Below are 13469 nucleotides of genomic sequence, written 5' to 3'. Positions count from 1 at the left end.
TTCTTTTTCATAATGGTTTACCTGTTGGTAGTGCAACTTTGATTACTCTGGAATATATATTATAATTAGTTTAAATATGGTGGATCGTAAGGGGGCGAAAAATAACCATGTTTGAAAAGATAGAAGAAATGAAAATACAGCTAGATGAAAGTAGACCTCTAGAAAAATACACGTTAAAAAGCTTACGAGAGAAAATGTTATTAGAATGGACATATCATTCAAATGCAATTGAAGGCAATACTTTAACACTCAATGAAACGAAGGTAGTTTTAGAAGGGATTACGGTTGGAGGAAAAACGATGAGAGAGCACTTAGAAGTGATTAATCATCGTGATGCGATTCTTTATGTAGAAGAGATTGTTCAGAAGAAAGAAGTGTTCTCTGAGTGGCAAATAAAAAACCTTCATCGGCTTGTACTAAAAGGAATTGATGATGACTATGCAGGTATTTATCGTGACCAACAAGTTTTCATTGCTGGAGCCAAGCATACTCCTCCACCTCCTATAATCATTCAAGAAAAAATGGAGGAAATGTTGTGGTGGTATCATAAAGAATCACAAAGTCTCCACCCTATAGAACGAGGGGCTATGCTTCATGCTATTTTTGTAGGTATTCACCCATTTATAGACGGTAACGGTCGAACCGCACGACTTTTGCTCAACTTAGAATTAATGAAAAATGGCTATCCGCCTATTATTATTAAGGTGGAAAATTGCTTAGCTTACTATGAAGCTTTAGATGAGTCACATATTACTCATCATTACGACGACTTTATTCGCCTTATTGCCAGTGAAGTTGAAGATTCCCTAAATCTTTACGTAAGTGTGTTGTAAAAGGTTTATGTTTCACCCCTTATAAGGAACCTAATTCGCACTTTACCAAAAGGGAATAGAGAGCGATTTAGGGTTGAAAGGGACCGTCTAATTTTCCTTTTAGAAAGATATTTAGGTGGTCTATTTCTTAATCAATAAGTTTTCTAATTCCATCAGGTCATTTACCACAAAATCAGCTTGAGAAAGCTCCTCCTCCTTTGCAAAATCGAAACGACACCCTATTGAAATTAATCCATTTTCTTTAGCGGCCTTAATGTCTGACAAGCGATCGCCAACGACTGCTCCCGCTTTTACGTCATATTTATCTATAATCCTCTTTACTAAATCCGATTTATTCAAGGTTTGAATTTGTTCGATGCTAAATACTTCAGAGACCCAACGATCCAAATGATACTGGGTTACAATTGCTTCTAAATACGTTGTTAACCCATTGCTGGCTATAAATAACGAATAATCATTCTCTTTTAAATGGGTCAAAATGGATTCTACATGAGGGTATAATGCACCTTTTCCTCTATGGATATTTTCCACTAGCGTTTCAAGAAAATATTGATTGACTTCTTCTCTGATTTTCATTGTGTGGTTAGGTAATAACGTCTCCCAAACTTCAGGTAAAGGAACTCCCATGATTTCACGATATTTTTCTATCGGGGTGTGACCATCCCACTTTCCTAATGATTTCAAATAGTTAAACGTATCTTCTAATGATAACTCTAAGATTTTATTTGTTTGAAATAACGTCCCATCCATATCAAAAATAACTGATTTTCTCATTGTTTACGCTCCTGTCTAATACTTACCCTAGTCTTAAACAATATCAAAAATTTTCTTGCTGGTCCAAAAAGAAAATGTTATGAGAACAATATTTTAATAGTCAAAAATAAAAAGCTATACCCCTGATTGAGAAGTATAGCTTTCATATAGTTATGCTAGTTTTTCCTTTAATTGTCCTTTTGATTCTTCTCTTACTTTCTTAATATCTAAGCGAATCATAAAAGAAGTGATTAGGGCAATTGTAATGAATACAGCAAAGATATAGAAAGTAGCATTATAACTATTTGTTGTATCTTTAATATAGGATACAAGCATGGGGCCGAATACGCCTGCCATGGACCATGCAGTTAGTAAGTAACCGTGAATCGCTCCTAATTGCTTTGTTCCGAATAAGTCGCCGATAAAGGCTGGTAAAGAAGCAAAACCGCCACCGTATATTGTTAAGATAATAAAAATGAGTGTGATGAACAACGCTTGGCTTGAAACGTTCGGTAAAATTAAAAAAGCTACAAGCTGGATAGCGAAGAATATGGTAAATACGTTTGTTCTTCCTAAATAATCAGAAGCTGTCGCCCACGCAATACGACCACCACCATTGAAGAAGCCCATAATTCCAACCATACTTGCTGCGGCAACGGCTGTCATCCCTACTTTTTCTTGCGCCATTGGAGAGGCAACAGAGATTAACATGATTCCGCAAGAGATGTTAATAAACATCATGATCCAAAGCATCCAAAAACGTTTTGTTTTAATTGCTTCGTTTGCTGTTAGTTGGGCCAAGTCTTCTTTTACTTTCACTTTCGATTTGGCTGCTTTTTCTTCCATACCTGCTGGTTTCCAGCCTTCTTCCGGTCTAGCAATATATAAAGCTCCAGAAATCATTAAAATAAAGTAAGTGACACCAAGGATGAAAAATGTTTGTGATAAGCCAACGGTTTGAATTAAGTAGTTTGCAACAGGGCTACAAATTAATGCACCAGCACCGAAGCCCATAACCGCCATACCTGTTGCCAGACCGCGACGATCTGGGAACCATTTCACTAATGTTGAAACAGGGGCAATATAACCAATCCCAAGTCCCATTCCACTTAATAGTCCGTATGTTAAGTAATAACCAATTAAAGATTCGAATTGAATGGCAAATCCAGTTCCGATTAGTCCACTAGCAAAAAGAATCGCTGCGACAATAGCCGAAAACCTTGGCCCTTTCTTTTCAACGACTTTACCAAAGAAGGCAGCGGATGTACCTAAACAGAAAATAGCAATGGTGAAAGCTAAAGCTGTTTGGGTACTACTCCATCCTAGTTCATCATGAATTGGTGTTTTATATACACTGTATGCATAGACAGAACCGATGGAAAGGTGAATAGCGATGGCAGATAAAGCAATGAGCCAACGGTTTTTTTGTTTCATTTTAAATCGCTCCTTTATCAAATACTTATGTTTGTGAAATACTGAACAATTATTAATACGTCTTAATTATACATTGTGTGAATCAATGAGCAAACAACTTTTTTTGACTTCTTTGTGAACAGTTGAACAGATAAGGTTTCCGCAAATGAGTGATTGCAAAGGTTTGTCGAAAAGGACAGTCACATCTTATTAGTATGGTGAAAGGTAATTTACAAGAAAGGAAGATTTGTTTTATCCCATTTATGGTATAATAAACTAAAAATACGAGAGCGAATGAATAGGGAAAGGTCTTTTAGTAGCTTTACTGGAAGAGGGATTTGTTTTTATGAATAATAATGGTGTTACAGTTATGAAAAATACAGTGCTGATGTTATTGATCTTAGTCCATGTGATATATTTTGTTCGCTACATAATGATGTTTGAAACTTTGGGATCTCCTATTATGTGGACGATCTTTTTTATTACTAGCTTTTGTCTAGCTATCTTGGTTCTTTTTCGATCAAGAAAAGAGACTGCAAATTATGTTTATTTATCGTTTTCAGTTTTAGTATTAAGCGTGACTAGTTTAGGAGCCCTTAGTTTTCATTATTTAATCACTCATCTTTTGGGATGAAAAAAGTCATTTATGTAAAGGGGAATACAATGAACTTCTTTCCATTCGGAATGGGGCTAGTGATTGGTGTTGTAGTCCTTATTGTTTCAGTCGTTCTAAGGATTAGATATCGTTCTTGGGTTGCAAAAATTCCTGGTTATATAGGTTGCGTTATATCAGTCCTAATAGGTAGCTGGGGGTATTTTGTCGTGAGAGGATGGGAAGCTGTTGGTTTACTTTTAAAAGATCAGAAAGTATAAACTTTGTCCTTTATAAGAGAGTGCTTTCATCGTTGTCTAGCTCCAGCGCCCAGCAACTCGTAAGTTTTCGCCCTCCTCCTTATGATAAGTCAACATCGAAGCCTGCGGCTTTTCGTGTTTCCTTTATCTCATACGGAGTACTCAAGCCCCTTCGTTGCTAAACGGGCTCTTCCGCTTTTCTTACTGGGATACCCATTATTAATCATGTCGATCGGATCAATTTTGTTCGTGCGAAAAGGAATTAGGAAAGAAAAGCTATAAGAAAGCAAATGAAGGGGATGAAGACGTGGAAATTAGAATCGGTAAACTAAAAAAGAGAGACGCGCAAGATTTGTTTCAGTTTGAGTGTGATAACAGAGTTTTTTTTGAAAAAATGGTACCAAGTAGAGGAGAAGATTACTATAGCTACAATACCTTCAATCTAAGACTTTAAGAGTTATTAACTGAACAAGAAGGTGGTTTGTCTCATTTTTATTTGATAAAGAACAACATAAATCAAATTGTCGGTAGAATGAACTTAGTCAATATTGATAAAAAAGAAAATCTTGCTCATGTTGGTTATAGGATAGGAGAGAATTATATAGGTAAGAGGATAGCAACAAAAGCGTTAAAGCTTTTATTAGAGGAGTCTCAACAATTTGGAATAGAAAAGATAAAGGCTAAAACAACGACGAACAATTTGGCTTCACAAAAAACGTTACAAAACAATGACTTCAAACGAATTTCGGTTAGTAATGATGAATATGATATGAATGGGAAAAAGGTGAAGTTTGTCTATTATAGCTGGGGGAGATAATAAAATTCTATTTGAACTACCTTGACAAGTATTTTATCAAGTGAACATTTATTGGTTTTTATCACTAAAAACCATCCGGTTCCCATTAAGGGGAGCACCGGATTCTATAAGTAAATTGATTGTGTAAAAAGTAGAAGAGACGAAAATTTATCTTGTAAGGAAAGTAAGATGCGGTTTGTTGATTGTACTTGGAAGGCTATCTTCATCTTTTGCTAACTGCTAATGTATAAAGAACAAATTAAGGGGGAATTTAAAAAGGTGAGCTCTGTTTAATGAAGAGAACACCTCCTTTGATGGAGCTATAAAAGACTTTCTAAAAGTGCGATCTTTTTGAGATCCTTTCCATTATTTTTTGTTTTTCGGTAACCATCAATTGAGGATTTTCTATATACTTTGAGATAGTCTCGGACTGTTAACAGACGGTAGAATGCATCACTATCCTTTAATACGTCTAGTCCCTTATCATTAACGCCTGCAAATGGTAATAAATCTTCCTCGAAAGCAAAACCCACTTCAAACCTTTCATTTGCAAATTTATGTTCATGCAAATCGACTAATTTGTACTCTAACCCTTCCATCGTTTCTTTTAACATTGGCCAATCATCTTCAATGTACCTTATAGGAACTAGGATATCTATATCTTGAGGTGACATCTCTAGTTCGGTCACAACCTCAAGTCCTAAAGAACAATAGAGGATAGGGGTTATATTTAATGTTCGGTTCAATCGTTTTGCTATATTTATAAATTCATTGTAAAGTAGTTCACTTCTCATGTTTAATGAATTCTTCTCTCAAAATAGAATACATCTTCACATCATGGTGAGTTCCTTTTGCATAAAGGGCTTTTCTTAAAATTCCCTCATAGGTCATCCCGACTTTCTCCATTACACGAGCGGAACCGATATTATGAAGAAAACATTCTGCTTGAATGCGAACGGCATCAGTATTTTTAAAAGCAAATGCAATGACCTCAGAAACTACTTCAGTCATGATCCCTTTTCCCCAATACTCTTTTGCTATCACATAGCCCATTTTACCTATCCCTTGTTTGGATCTAAAGTCAATCGTCCCAATAAATTTATTGTCTTCTTTATACTCAATGGCCCAAGGAGCAGGCTGTTTGTTCTCATATTGTGTTAAGGCATATTGGATAAATGAAAGAGCGTCTTCTTTTGAATGATACGTTTCCCACGTTAAATATTTTGTCACTTCTTTATCAGAACCGTAATGGAAAAGGTCATCAACATCATCCTCTGACATTTTTCTAAGTATTAAACGATCTGTTTCTATAGTAGGTAAGTCTTCAAATATAGGTTTCGTTTCCAGCATATTTATCACCAACCTAATTGTATTTTCCTTATTTTACTCAAGTGAATAATTTCTGTCAATCTCTCTTTTTTAAGAAAATCTTCTGATTTACACTCTATTATACGCTCACATTTGCAAACTCGATTTTTGACCTAGTAATGGTAGAGTTAGAGGATTTATAAGCATCCTGAGGGGTGCTTTTTTGTCGAAACTTTCACCTTTTCTTTTTAAGATATTCAGGTTAGAATAAAGTCAAAGATATTTATTCAACGTTGAGTATATATCTTTGATTAAACCTTAATGAGGTGATAAAGTTGTTTATTAAAGGAAAGCACTTAAAAAAAAGAGGTATGGTGATCGCCACGTAGTCCATGACGTGAGCCTCAATATTGTTGAGAATGAAATTTTGGCGGTCATTGGTCCCAATGGAGCAGGAAAAACAACGTTATTAGAAATCATCGTTGGCTTGAGAAAAGCAGATCAAGGGGAAGTGAATTATTGGGATCCTCTTTTCAAGGAATATATTGGTGTTCAGCTGCAGTCTGTTCCTTTCTTCCCTGGCTTGACCACGATAGAGAATATTAAATTGTTTGCTGCTTTTTATAAAAAGAGGATTTCTACGGAAAAAGTGCTAGCATTACTGTCTTCTTGTGGATTAGAGAAAGTAGGGGACACAGAAGCCACTAGGTTATCAGGAGGGCAGCAAAAACGGCTAGCCATTGCCATCGCGATGGTCCACAACCCAAAATTATTATTTTTAGATGAACCAACCTCAGCACTAGACCCACGCTCTCGAAAAGAAATTCACCAGCTAATTCAGCAGTTGTTCCAATTAGGTACTACAATTGTATTTACATCTCATGATATGGGAGAGGTCATGAATCTAGCCTCAAGGTTACTTATGATTGATCAAGGAAAGATTGTCGCCGAAGGACATCCACAAGAGTTATGTCAACAATATGATGTCGACAATTTAGAAAGTCTCTATTTACACCTTACGGATAAGGAGGAGATGACCAATGATTAGTGTAATCTTTCGCTCAATGATTACTACTTCATTAAGAGATAAGATATCTTTAGGTTATTCACTAATCTTTCCTTTCGTTTTGTTAATTGGGTTAGGTCTCTATTTTGATGAAGGAGCAATGCCTGTAAACATTGTCGCTGGTGTGACCGCCATTAGCACGACCATTTGGGGCATGCAGGGGATTGCTTTTCAAATTCACTTTCAACGAAACCGAGGCGTTTATAAGCTATTAAACTTGACTCCGTTTACGACCTTTTCATTTGTCACGATTATGACGTTAGCTCGAACTTTTCTAGGTGTAATGATAAATATGGTCATTTGGCTAGCAGGGATGCTCTTTTTTCAATTAGAGCTATCATTAGAAATGATTTTTTCTCCTTTGTTACTGACCATGCTTGCTTGTTTATGCTTTTCAAGTATTGGATTTTTCATTGCTAATCTGGCTAACAATGAAGGACAAATTAATATGTACTGTAATTTAATTCAGTTACCTATGATTCTCATGAGTGAGGCTTTTTATTCGTTAAACAGTGCGCCTGACTGGGTAGTTGTTTTAGGAAAAATACTTCCATTTGAATACTATGTAAAAGCATTGAAAGGGATGCTAACAAGTGAGTATGATTCGATGATTATGGCGATCATTTCGCTAGGAAGTTATTTTATTATCATGACATTATTAGCCGTTAAGACGTTTAAATGGGAACAAAAGAGTCTTGTTAAAAAGAAAGGTAAACCTAGCTTATACTCCTAGAGGTTGTTCAAAAAGTCATGAAAAATTGCTGTCGAATAACTTTGTTGTCTCGCTATTCCACTCCTCATGTACAGAGAACGTACACTGTGGTGCTCATAGCTTCGTCGCCTCGTTCTCCTCGGCCCTTTTTCCCCTACTTTTTGAACACGCACTTCTAGTGTAAACGGTTTTTTTATGCTAACGTTATACTCAACATTGAATAATTTTTGTTGAGGTGAAAAGATGACGAGATTAATGGTGTTAGGTCTTTTAATGGCAAAGCCTATGACAGGCTATGATATTCAGCAAATTATGCAACAAAGTCAGACAGATCGGTGGGCCAATATTTTGCCAGGTTCAATTTATCATGCGTTAAAAAAAATGGAGAAAGAAGCCCTTGTAGAAATTGATTCTATTCAACAACAAGGAAATCGGACAAAAGCAATCTATCAAATTACAGATAAAGGGAAAGAGGAATTCCAGCAATTATTAAAGGAATCGTTACAGGTTCAATCCGTTCATTTACCTACTGATCTTTATACAGGATTAAGCTTTGTGTCTTTTTTACCTAAGGATGAAGTGGTGAAAAGTTTATCAGTGCATCAAAAGGAGTTACAGGAGCAGTTGGAAATTCATAGGCAAGGAAAAGAGATAAAAGAACAAGTGATGGAAATAGATAAAGTAACAGAGCTGACCTTTGATAATATCTTTAAACAATATGAGCTCCAGCTTCAGTTCGTACAATCATTGCTGGATTATTATCAACAATAGGGGGTGGTCAGTATATTTATTAACGGACATCAAGTAAAAGGAAAATTACTAGATCATGAGACGCGTTGCCAGCATTATCATTCGCAGTTTGATATTATCGCGATTAAGTTTCCTTGTTGCGGATTTTACTACCCTTGCTACCAATGTCATCAAGAAGTAGCCGAACACCCACCGGTTAAATGGAAAAAAGCTGAATGGGATATGAAAGCCATCTTATGTGGAAACTGTGGGAAAGAATTAACGATCAATGAGTACATGAACGGTCAACATCAATGCCCTACCTGTAAGGCAGATTTCAACGCAGGTTGTCAAAAGCATAACCATTTGTATTTTTCAATGAAAGAATAAGGGGAGAATTCTTTTTCTTGAAAGATAAGAATGTATAAACTTTGTCCTTTATAAGAAGGTACTAACATTGTTGTCTAGCTCCAGCGCCTAGCCAGGAGACGCCTACAGGAAGTAGGTGGATCTACGTTAGTCACACCAAGTGACTGTTCTTAGTAGATCTTCTGCAATTGTCACGTAGAACAAAAGATACAGAACATCTTTCTTTTCTCCGCGCCTTATGCTTGTCGTGGCTGAGCAAGGCGCTTGCTCTTTTCTTAAGAATCAACGTGAACTAAAAGGGGATGGAAAAAATCCACCCCCCTTTAGATTTATTCAAATAACTCTTTTACATCTTCCGAAACATACTGATCAAGGATAACACCATATATATCATATGAATCAACTTCAATTTTTATAAAATATTGTGCAGAATCTCCGGAACCATAATAATCACTTGTATAATTAGTTAAGATATCGTCAACGAGCATGGGTTGGTCTTTCACATCAATCGATATTATTTCTTTCTCATATAGGTTTTCATTAAATATAGGCCCAGCATCTAATCCATGAATGAACTCATCCGTTTTAACCACCTTCATAGAACGAATCTTTTCAAGATTGAGTTTAATCTTTTCTAAGTAGCCTTTATCTTCAAGCCATCCTAGTAAAGCATTGTAAGATCCTTTTAGTTCATATTGACGTGAATAATAGTATGGATCAATATTTATTGCAGGTTTTTTTGGATCAAAGGGATAAACTTCAATCCGGCCTATTGGTGAACGAAGATCTGTTATTTGTTCGTAAGTTTGAGATAAAAGTTCAGACTTTAAAATGTTTGTCAATTCTTGAACTTCTAGTGGATCTTTAATGACGACAGAAGATCCACTTTGCTCACCATAAATGTCGATAAGCTGAATATCTTGATCTAATAGTGATGTTCTAAACATCCGCCTTTTATATTCAGGTGTTTCATGAAGTGGTTTCCAGTATTCGTCGAATTTATTGGATGGTATTCGATATTCACGATACACTTTTTGTCCATTATGGAGCGTATAAGCTATAAAGATATTGTCATAACCATTATTAAGCTCGACTTTTGGTTTTTCTTCTACAATAGCTGTATGAAAAGTTTGAACCCCTTTAATAAAGCTTGATTTTGACATGAATGGGTCTATTTCTAATTCCTCCATCTCATCTAATTCATAAGGGTGGTTTCCAATATAAACACTGGCAATTGAATCTAGTTTGGGAACTCGGTCTTCGTAATTAAAGACGTCTAACGTTAAACAAGTGAAAATAATACCAATGCAAACGATATAATAGATTAATCCTTTAAACACTTTTAACTGAAAGATGTGCCAGCTTTTTTGTAAGATCATTTCGGCAACGATATAGCCAATGACCGTTCCTGAAATAAATCCTAAGTAACCGAGATGAAGACTGTCAGATGTTGCTCGGAATAAATAAAGTCCACTAACAAGCATTGAACAAAATGTGAAACCATATTTAAAAATCGGTTTAATCCATTGAAAAGCAATGACTTGAGTGGCATTTTCCAAGTTTCTTTTTAGATAAAAGATGTAGGCTATGATAAATAAAATGATGCTTAAACTACTATATAAAATGGCTTCCTTTAGGCTATAAGAATCAGCAAAATTAATGATTCCCATTAAATCAATATAATGTTCTAAAGAGGAGTATCCGTAATAGAACATCTCCAATGAACGGTCAATTAGGAGAAATAAAATAAAAGGTATAGCCAATAAAATATAAGCTAACACGGCCTGTACCATGGACATTCCTGTGATCATACCAACAACGACCGTAAATAAGTAAATGAAGATGGATAATAAAATGACCCAGCCTCCCCAGCTTAAGAGGTGAGAAAAAGATAGGCCTAAAATTTTCGATGATTGTCCCCAAACAAAAAAGGTAATGAGGGTGTTGATTAAAATAGGAATAATTAAAATAGCAAGACCACTAATTAAATGACTAATGTATAATGTGTCTCTTTGAATAGGGAGACTGTGCATCATGTCGACAGATTGTTCGTTTTGAATGTAACGAAAAATTAATAACGCTGTTAATACGGGTATAATAGCAATAGTGAGAAACTGAATTTCTGTTCCGTAAATGTCAAAAAACGAAGAGAAACTTGTTGGTTCGTTATGATATTGAGACTCAAAGATCATGATTTGCAAGGGTAGAGAGAAAAAGAGTCCAATTATATAAGCGAAGGAAAGCCAACCATGTTGTTTCAAGTCCTGCTTGATGATTCCCCAATTAAAGAAGCTTTTTTTCGATATCATAACCGATGTCCCCCATTTCATAAATAAAGATTTCTTCTAATGTTAGAGGGAGGAGGTCGAATAAAATTGGGTTTTTACGATAAATCGTTTGTTTAATTTTATGTTCAGTCCCTTTAACAATAAATAATGTGACACTGCCTCTTTTTTCTTTATAAAGCACTCTTAACTGCGATTCTATTTCTTGTTCTTGTTCATCGGATGAGAAAGCGACTTGAACTTTATGTGTATCGGATTTTAAATTATCTAATTCTTTCTCGATAATTAATTTTCCATGATCCATAATTCCAACATGATCACATAGGTCTTCGATCTCTCTTAAGTTATGGGAAGAAATTAAAATCGTTAATTGACGTTCGGCAACGTCCTGGAAGAGTAAACTTTTCACCTTTTGTCTCATCACAGGATCTAAACCGTCAATCGGTTCATCTAGGATGAGAATATCGGGCATGATAGAAAGGGCCAACCAAAAAGCAACTTGTCTTTTCATCCCTTTTGATAGGCGGTGAATCTTTTTGTTAGGATCAATATTAAAAATTGATTCAAGTCGTTCAAACTTTTCCTGATTCCAAGTAGGGTAAAAATGTTGATAAAAATCCCCCATCTGTTTAATGGATGAATGAGGTAAAAAGTAAGTCACGTCTGGGATTAAAACCACTTGTTTTTTTACAGCAGTGTTTTCATATGAAGGTTGTTCATTGATTGTTATGGTTCCATTACTCGGTTTATAGATTCCTGCAAGAAGCTTGAGCAAGGTTGTTTTTCCAGCACCATTCGTTCCTAATAAACCGTAAATAGAGCCTTTTTTCACATGTAATTTCACGTTTTTTAATGCTTGAACGGAGTTAAATGATTTTGAAAGGTTCTCAGTTTTAATCATTTACTTCTGCTCCTTTCCGTAGTTCCTCTTTTGCCTCATAATAAATGGTCAAAATGTCTTCTTCTGTCCATCCTATATAAAACCCTTCAATAAAAAAGTTTCGTAGTTTCTCTGCCATTTCATTTTTTAAAAGCTCGTTTAATTCTTCATAATGGGGTGCGACGAAACTTCCCTTTCCTTTGACTGAATATATGTAGCCTTCTCGTTCTAATTCTCGATAACTTTTTTGAATCGTATTTGGATTAACCGTTAACTCTTTTGACAATAAACGAACAGAAGGTAATTGTTCATCGGGCTTTAAAACTTGGCGAACAATTAACCCTTTAATTTGTTCAACTAATTGCTCGTAGATGGGTGTACGGCTCCGAACGTCTAATTCGAACATAAGGCACCTTCTTTTCAAGTTTTATCTGTACTATGTTTATTAGTACAGATGTATTATATATGATTTCACCATGAAAAGGAAGGATAAGTTTTGATATAGGTGACATAAAAAAATGATTAGAGAGGATCGCTCTCTCTAATCATTTTAAATTCCATCTAAAGGGTTTCATATAATCTCGAATCAATGAGGTTTGTATCGATTCCACATGTGTTATCGTCACGACCGTATTGCCATCCCCAAACATTTGCTTTACATGGCGGCTTGGCTGGAGCATAGGAAGGAGCCTTTCTCTTCGTTGTAATTCCTGGCTCTGGCTCGGCGCTCCACAAAATACTTTGTAGAGCTACTTGATCTGATTCCTTGACCGCTTGGCAGTAGGCCGGACGAAAATCTCCGTTAACAGGATCGTGATAGATTCCTACTTTATAGTTCGCTACATACATCCCATCAACATACCCTCTGATCCATGCAGAATCGACTTCAAAAAACTTTTCTACATTAACAAAAACGGGTGTTCCTTTTGGTATTCCAAGTCTTCTTGCATGAAAGGCCGCATTTCTGGCAACTACTTTTCCCTTATCATAACCAACTGCGTTTGAAAAAGCATTGTAAATAGGCATAATTTTAATCCCATAACCTCTCAGCATTTCTATTTCTTCTGTTGTTAATCCTGCTGATGCATCTTCGACCCTTGTTAAATATCTTCCCCAAAAGCTTGGTTTTCCATAATTATTCTTCACACATTCATACAATTGTCTCGTTACTTTTTTTGATGAATCTACACCCCAATATGTTCTCAAGTAGAATATCTCCCTTCAATGGTGGTCATAGGCAGTATATGAAAAAGAAACATGTATAGTACATGTCGAATGGGATGATTTTGTTGTATGATTTAGATATGTATAGAAATTTCGTTATATGCGGGATGGGGGTTACGATGAACGTTAAAACTGGTCATTTCTTATTTGTTTTTGTATTGATAGGGTTTATTTCTTTAAATATTAATCAATTACAAGAAGGTGATTTCAATAAACTTTCGATATTTTCTTTATTAGAGAATTGAAAGA

Annotated in this window: 16 protein-coding genes; 8 read left to right on the top strand and 8 right to left on the bottom strand. The window is 35.6% G+C overall.

The genetic code is table 11. The features are described 5' to 3' along the window. Nucleotides 1–107: 107 nt before the first annotated feature. Nucleotides 108–833, top strand: coding sequence for a Fic family protein (locus LC087_RS13230; RefSeq protein ID WP_226541301.1), 726 nt, complete (start codon nucleotides 108–110; stop codon nucleotides 831–833). 120 nt (nucleotides 834–953) lie between these two features. Here the strand turns inward: LC087_RS13230 and LC087_RS13225 are convergent, their stop codons facing one another. Both LC087_RS13225 and LC087_RS13220 read right to left on the bottom strand, forming a co-directional pair. Next, entirely contained in the window at nucleotides 954–1607 is a 654-nt protein-coding gene (locus LC087_RS13225; RefSeq protein ID WP_226541300.1) for an HAD hydrolase-like protein, read from the bottom strand. Between the two features lie 150 nt (nucleotides 1608–1757). Continuing rightward, nucleotides 1758–3020 carry an L-lactate MFS transporter gene (locus tag LC087_RS13220; protein WP_226541299.1) on the bottom strand — a complete coding sequence of 421 codons (1263 nt, stop codon included), beginning with the start codon at nucleotides 3018–3020 and terminating at the stop codon, nucleotides 1758–1760. A 642-nt stretch (nucleotides 3021–3662) separates the two neighbouring features. On the opposite strand from LC087_RS13220, the gene LC087_RS13215 reads away from it, so the two are divergent. Both LC087_RS13215 and LC087_RS13210 read left to right on the top strand, forming a co-directional pair. Beyond that, on the top strand, nucleotides 3663–3872 hold the full coding sequence (locus LC087_RS13215) for a hypothetical protein (protein WP_226541298.1): 210 nt from the start codon (nucleotides 3663–3665) through the stop codon (nucleotides 3870–3872). Between the two features lie 460 nt (nucleotides 3873–4332). Next, the gene (locus LC087_RS13210) at nucleotides 4333–4668 is read left to right on the top strand and encodes a GNAT family N-acetyltransferase (protein WP_371932600.1); all 336 of its coding nucleotides are present in this window, start codon (nucleotides 4333–4335) and stop codon (nucleotides 4666–4668) included. Nucleotides 4669–4967: 299 nt separating this feature from the next. On the opposite strand, the gene LC087_RS13205 is transcribed toward LC087_RS13210, so the two are convergent. Continuing rightward, a complete protein-coding gene (locus tag LC087_RS13205) occupies nucleotides 4968–5441 on the bottom strand; it encodes a hypothetical protein (protein ID WP_226541297.1) in 474 nt (157 codons plus the stop codon). Next, a complete protein-coding gene (locus tag LC087_RS13200) occupies nucleotides 5431–5997 on the bottom strand; it encodes a GNAT family N-acetyltransferase (RefSeq protein WP_371932599.1) in 567 nt (188 codons plus the stop codon). Before LC087_RS13200 ends, LC087_RS13205 begins: the two co-directional genes overlap by 11 nt. A gap of 355 nt (nucleotides 5998–6352) precedes the next feature. Here LC087_RS13200 and LC087_RS13195 point away from each other — a divergent pair, with 355 nt between their 5' ends. The 4 genes from LC087_RS13195 (at nucleotide 6353) to LC087_RS13180 (ending at nucleotide 8852) form a co-directional block, all read left to right on the top strand. Continuing rightward, on the top strand, nucleotides 6353–7003 hold the full coding sequence (locus LC087_RS13195) for an ABC transporter ATP-binding protein (RefSeq protein ID WP_306019634.1): 651 nt from the start codon (nucleotides 6353–6355) through the stop codon (nucleotides 7001–7003). After that, the gene (locus LC087_RS13190; RefSeq protein ID WP_226541295.1) at nucleotides 6996–7754 is read left to right on the top strand and encodes an ABC transporter permease; all 759 of its coding nucleotides are present in this window, start codon (nucleotides 6996–6998) and stop codon (nucleotides 7752–7754) included. The genes LC087_RS13195 and LC087_RS13190 overlap by 8 nt, the downstream gene beginning before the upstream one ends. 222 nt (nucleotides 7755–7976) lie before the next feature. After that, complete coding sequence (locus tag LC087_RS13185) at nucleotides 7977–8504, top strand: PadR family transcriptional regulator (RefSeq protein WP_226541293.1); 528 nt, start codon at nucleotides 7977–7979, stop codon at nucleotides 8502–8504. Between the two features lie 3 nt (nucleotides 8505–8507). Then, a complete protein-coding gene (locus tag LC087_RS13180; RefSeq protein WP_371932598.1) occupies nucleotides 8508–8852 on the top strand; it encodes a CHY zinc finger protein in 345 nt (114 codons plus the stop codon). A 308-nt stretch (nucleotides 8853–9160) separates the two neighbouring features. On the opposite strand, the gene LC087_RS13175 is transcribed toward LC087_RS13180, so the two are convergent. From LC087_RS13175 to LC087_RS13160, 4 genes are all read right to left on the bottom strand, one after another. Next, nucleotides 9161–11140: a DUF6449 domain-containing protein gene (locus LC087_RS13175; protein WP_306019633.1), complete on the bottom strand. Its 1980-nt coding sequence runs from the start codon at nucleotides 11138–11140 to the stop codon at nucleotides 9161–9163. Next, entirely contained in the window at nucleotides 11115–12017 is a 903-nt protein-coding gene (locus tag LC087_RS13170) for an ABC transporter ATP-binding protein (protein WP_226541289.1), read from the bottom strand. The genes LC087_RS13175 and LC087_RS13170 overlap by 26 nt, the downstream gene beginning before the upstream one ends. Beyond that, a complete protein-coding gene (locus LC087_RS13165; RefSeq protein ID WP_226541286.1) occupies nucleotides 12010–12402 on the bottom strand; it encodes a GntR family transcriptional regulator in 393 nt (130 codons plus the stop codon). Before LC087_RS13165 ends, LC087_RS13170 begins: the two co-directional genes overlap by 8 nt. A 155-nt stretch (nucleotides 12403–12557) precedes the next feature. Continuing rightward, the gene (locus LC087_RS13160) at nucleotides 12558–13202 is read right to left on the bottom strand and encodes a glycoside hydrolase domain-containing protein (RefSeq protein WP_226541284.1); all 645 of its coding nucleotides are present in this window, start codon (nucleotides 13200–13202) and stop codon (nucleotides 12558–12560) included. Between the two features lie 137 nt (nucleotides 13203–13339). Between LC087_RS13160 and LC087_RS13155 the strand changes: the two genes are divergently transcribed. After that, complete coding sequence (locus LC087_RS13155; protein WP_264189948.1) at nucleotides 13340–13465, top strand: hypothetical protein; 126 nt, start codon at nucleotides 13340–13342, stop codon at nucleotides 13463–13465. Nucleotides 13466–13469: the final 4 nt, after the last annotated feature.

Source organism: Bacillus carboniphilus, from assembly GCF_020524035.2.
Taxonomy (GTDB): domain Bacteria; phylum Bacillota; class Bacilli; order Bacillales; family JAIVKR01; genus Bacillus_CC.
This window is presented reverse-complemented; position numbering and strand designations above follow the sequence as displayed.

What these genes read in the sequence shown, in the direction of transcription:
- LC087_RS13230 (WP_226541301.1), top strand. Translation starts at nt 108, where the DNA reads ATGTTTGAAAAGATAGAAGAAATGAAAATACAGCTAGATGAAAGTAGA.
- LC087_RS13225 (WP_226541300.1), bottom strand. Translation starts at nt 1,607, where the DNA reads ATGAGAAAATCAGTTATTTTTGATATGGATGGGACGTTATTTCAAACA.
- LC087_RS13220 (WP_226541299.1), bottom strand. Translation starts at nt 3,020, where the DNA reads ATGAAACAAAAAAACCGTTGGCTCATTGCTTTATCTGCCATCGCTATT.
- LC087_RS13215 (WP_226541298.1), top strand. Translation starts at nt 3,663, where the DNA reads ATGAACTTCTTTCCATTCGGAATGGGGCTAGTGATTGGTGTTGTAGTC.
- LC087_RS13205 (WP_226541297.1), bottom strand. Translation starts at nt 5,441, where the DNA reads ATGAGAAGTGAACTACTTTACAATGAATTTATAAATATAGCAAAACGA.
- LC087_RS13200 (WP_371932599.1), bottom strand. Translation starts at nt 5,997, where the DNA reads ATGCTGGAAACGAAACCTATATTTGAAGACTTACCTACTATAGAAACA.
- LC087_RS13190 (WP_226541295.1), top strand. Translation starts at nt 6,996, where the DNA reads ATGATTAGTGTAATCTTTCGCTCAATGATTACTACTTCATTAAGAGAT.
- LC087_RS13185 (WP_226541293.1), top strand. Translation starts at nt 7,977, where the DNA reads ATGACGAGATTAATGGTGTTAGGTCTTTTAATGGCAAAGCCTATGACA.
- LC087_RS13175 (WP_306019633.1), bottom strand. Translation starts at nt 11,140, where the DNA reads ATGATATCGAAAAAAAGCTTCTTTAATTGGGGAATCATCAAGCAGGAC.
- LC087_RS13170 (WP_226541289.1), bottom strand. Translation starts at nt 12,017, where the DNA reads ATGATTAAAACTGAGAACCTTTCAAAATCATTTAACTCCGTTCAAGCA.
- LC087_RS13165 (WP_226541286.1), bottom strand. Translation starts at nt 12,402, where the DNA reads ATGTTCGAATTAGACGTTCGGAGCCGTACACCCATCTACGAGCAATTA.
- LC087_RS13155 (WP_264189948.1), top strand. Translation starts at nt 13,340, where the DNA reads ATGAACGTTAAAACTGGTCATTTCTTATTTGTTTTTGTATTGATAGGG.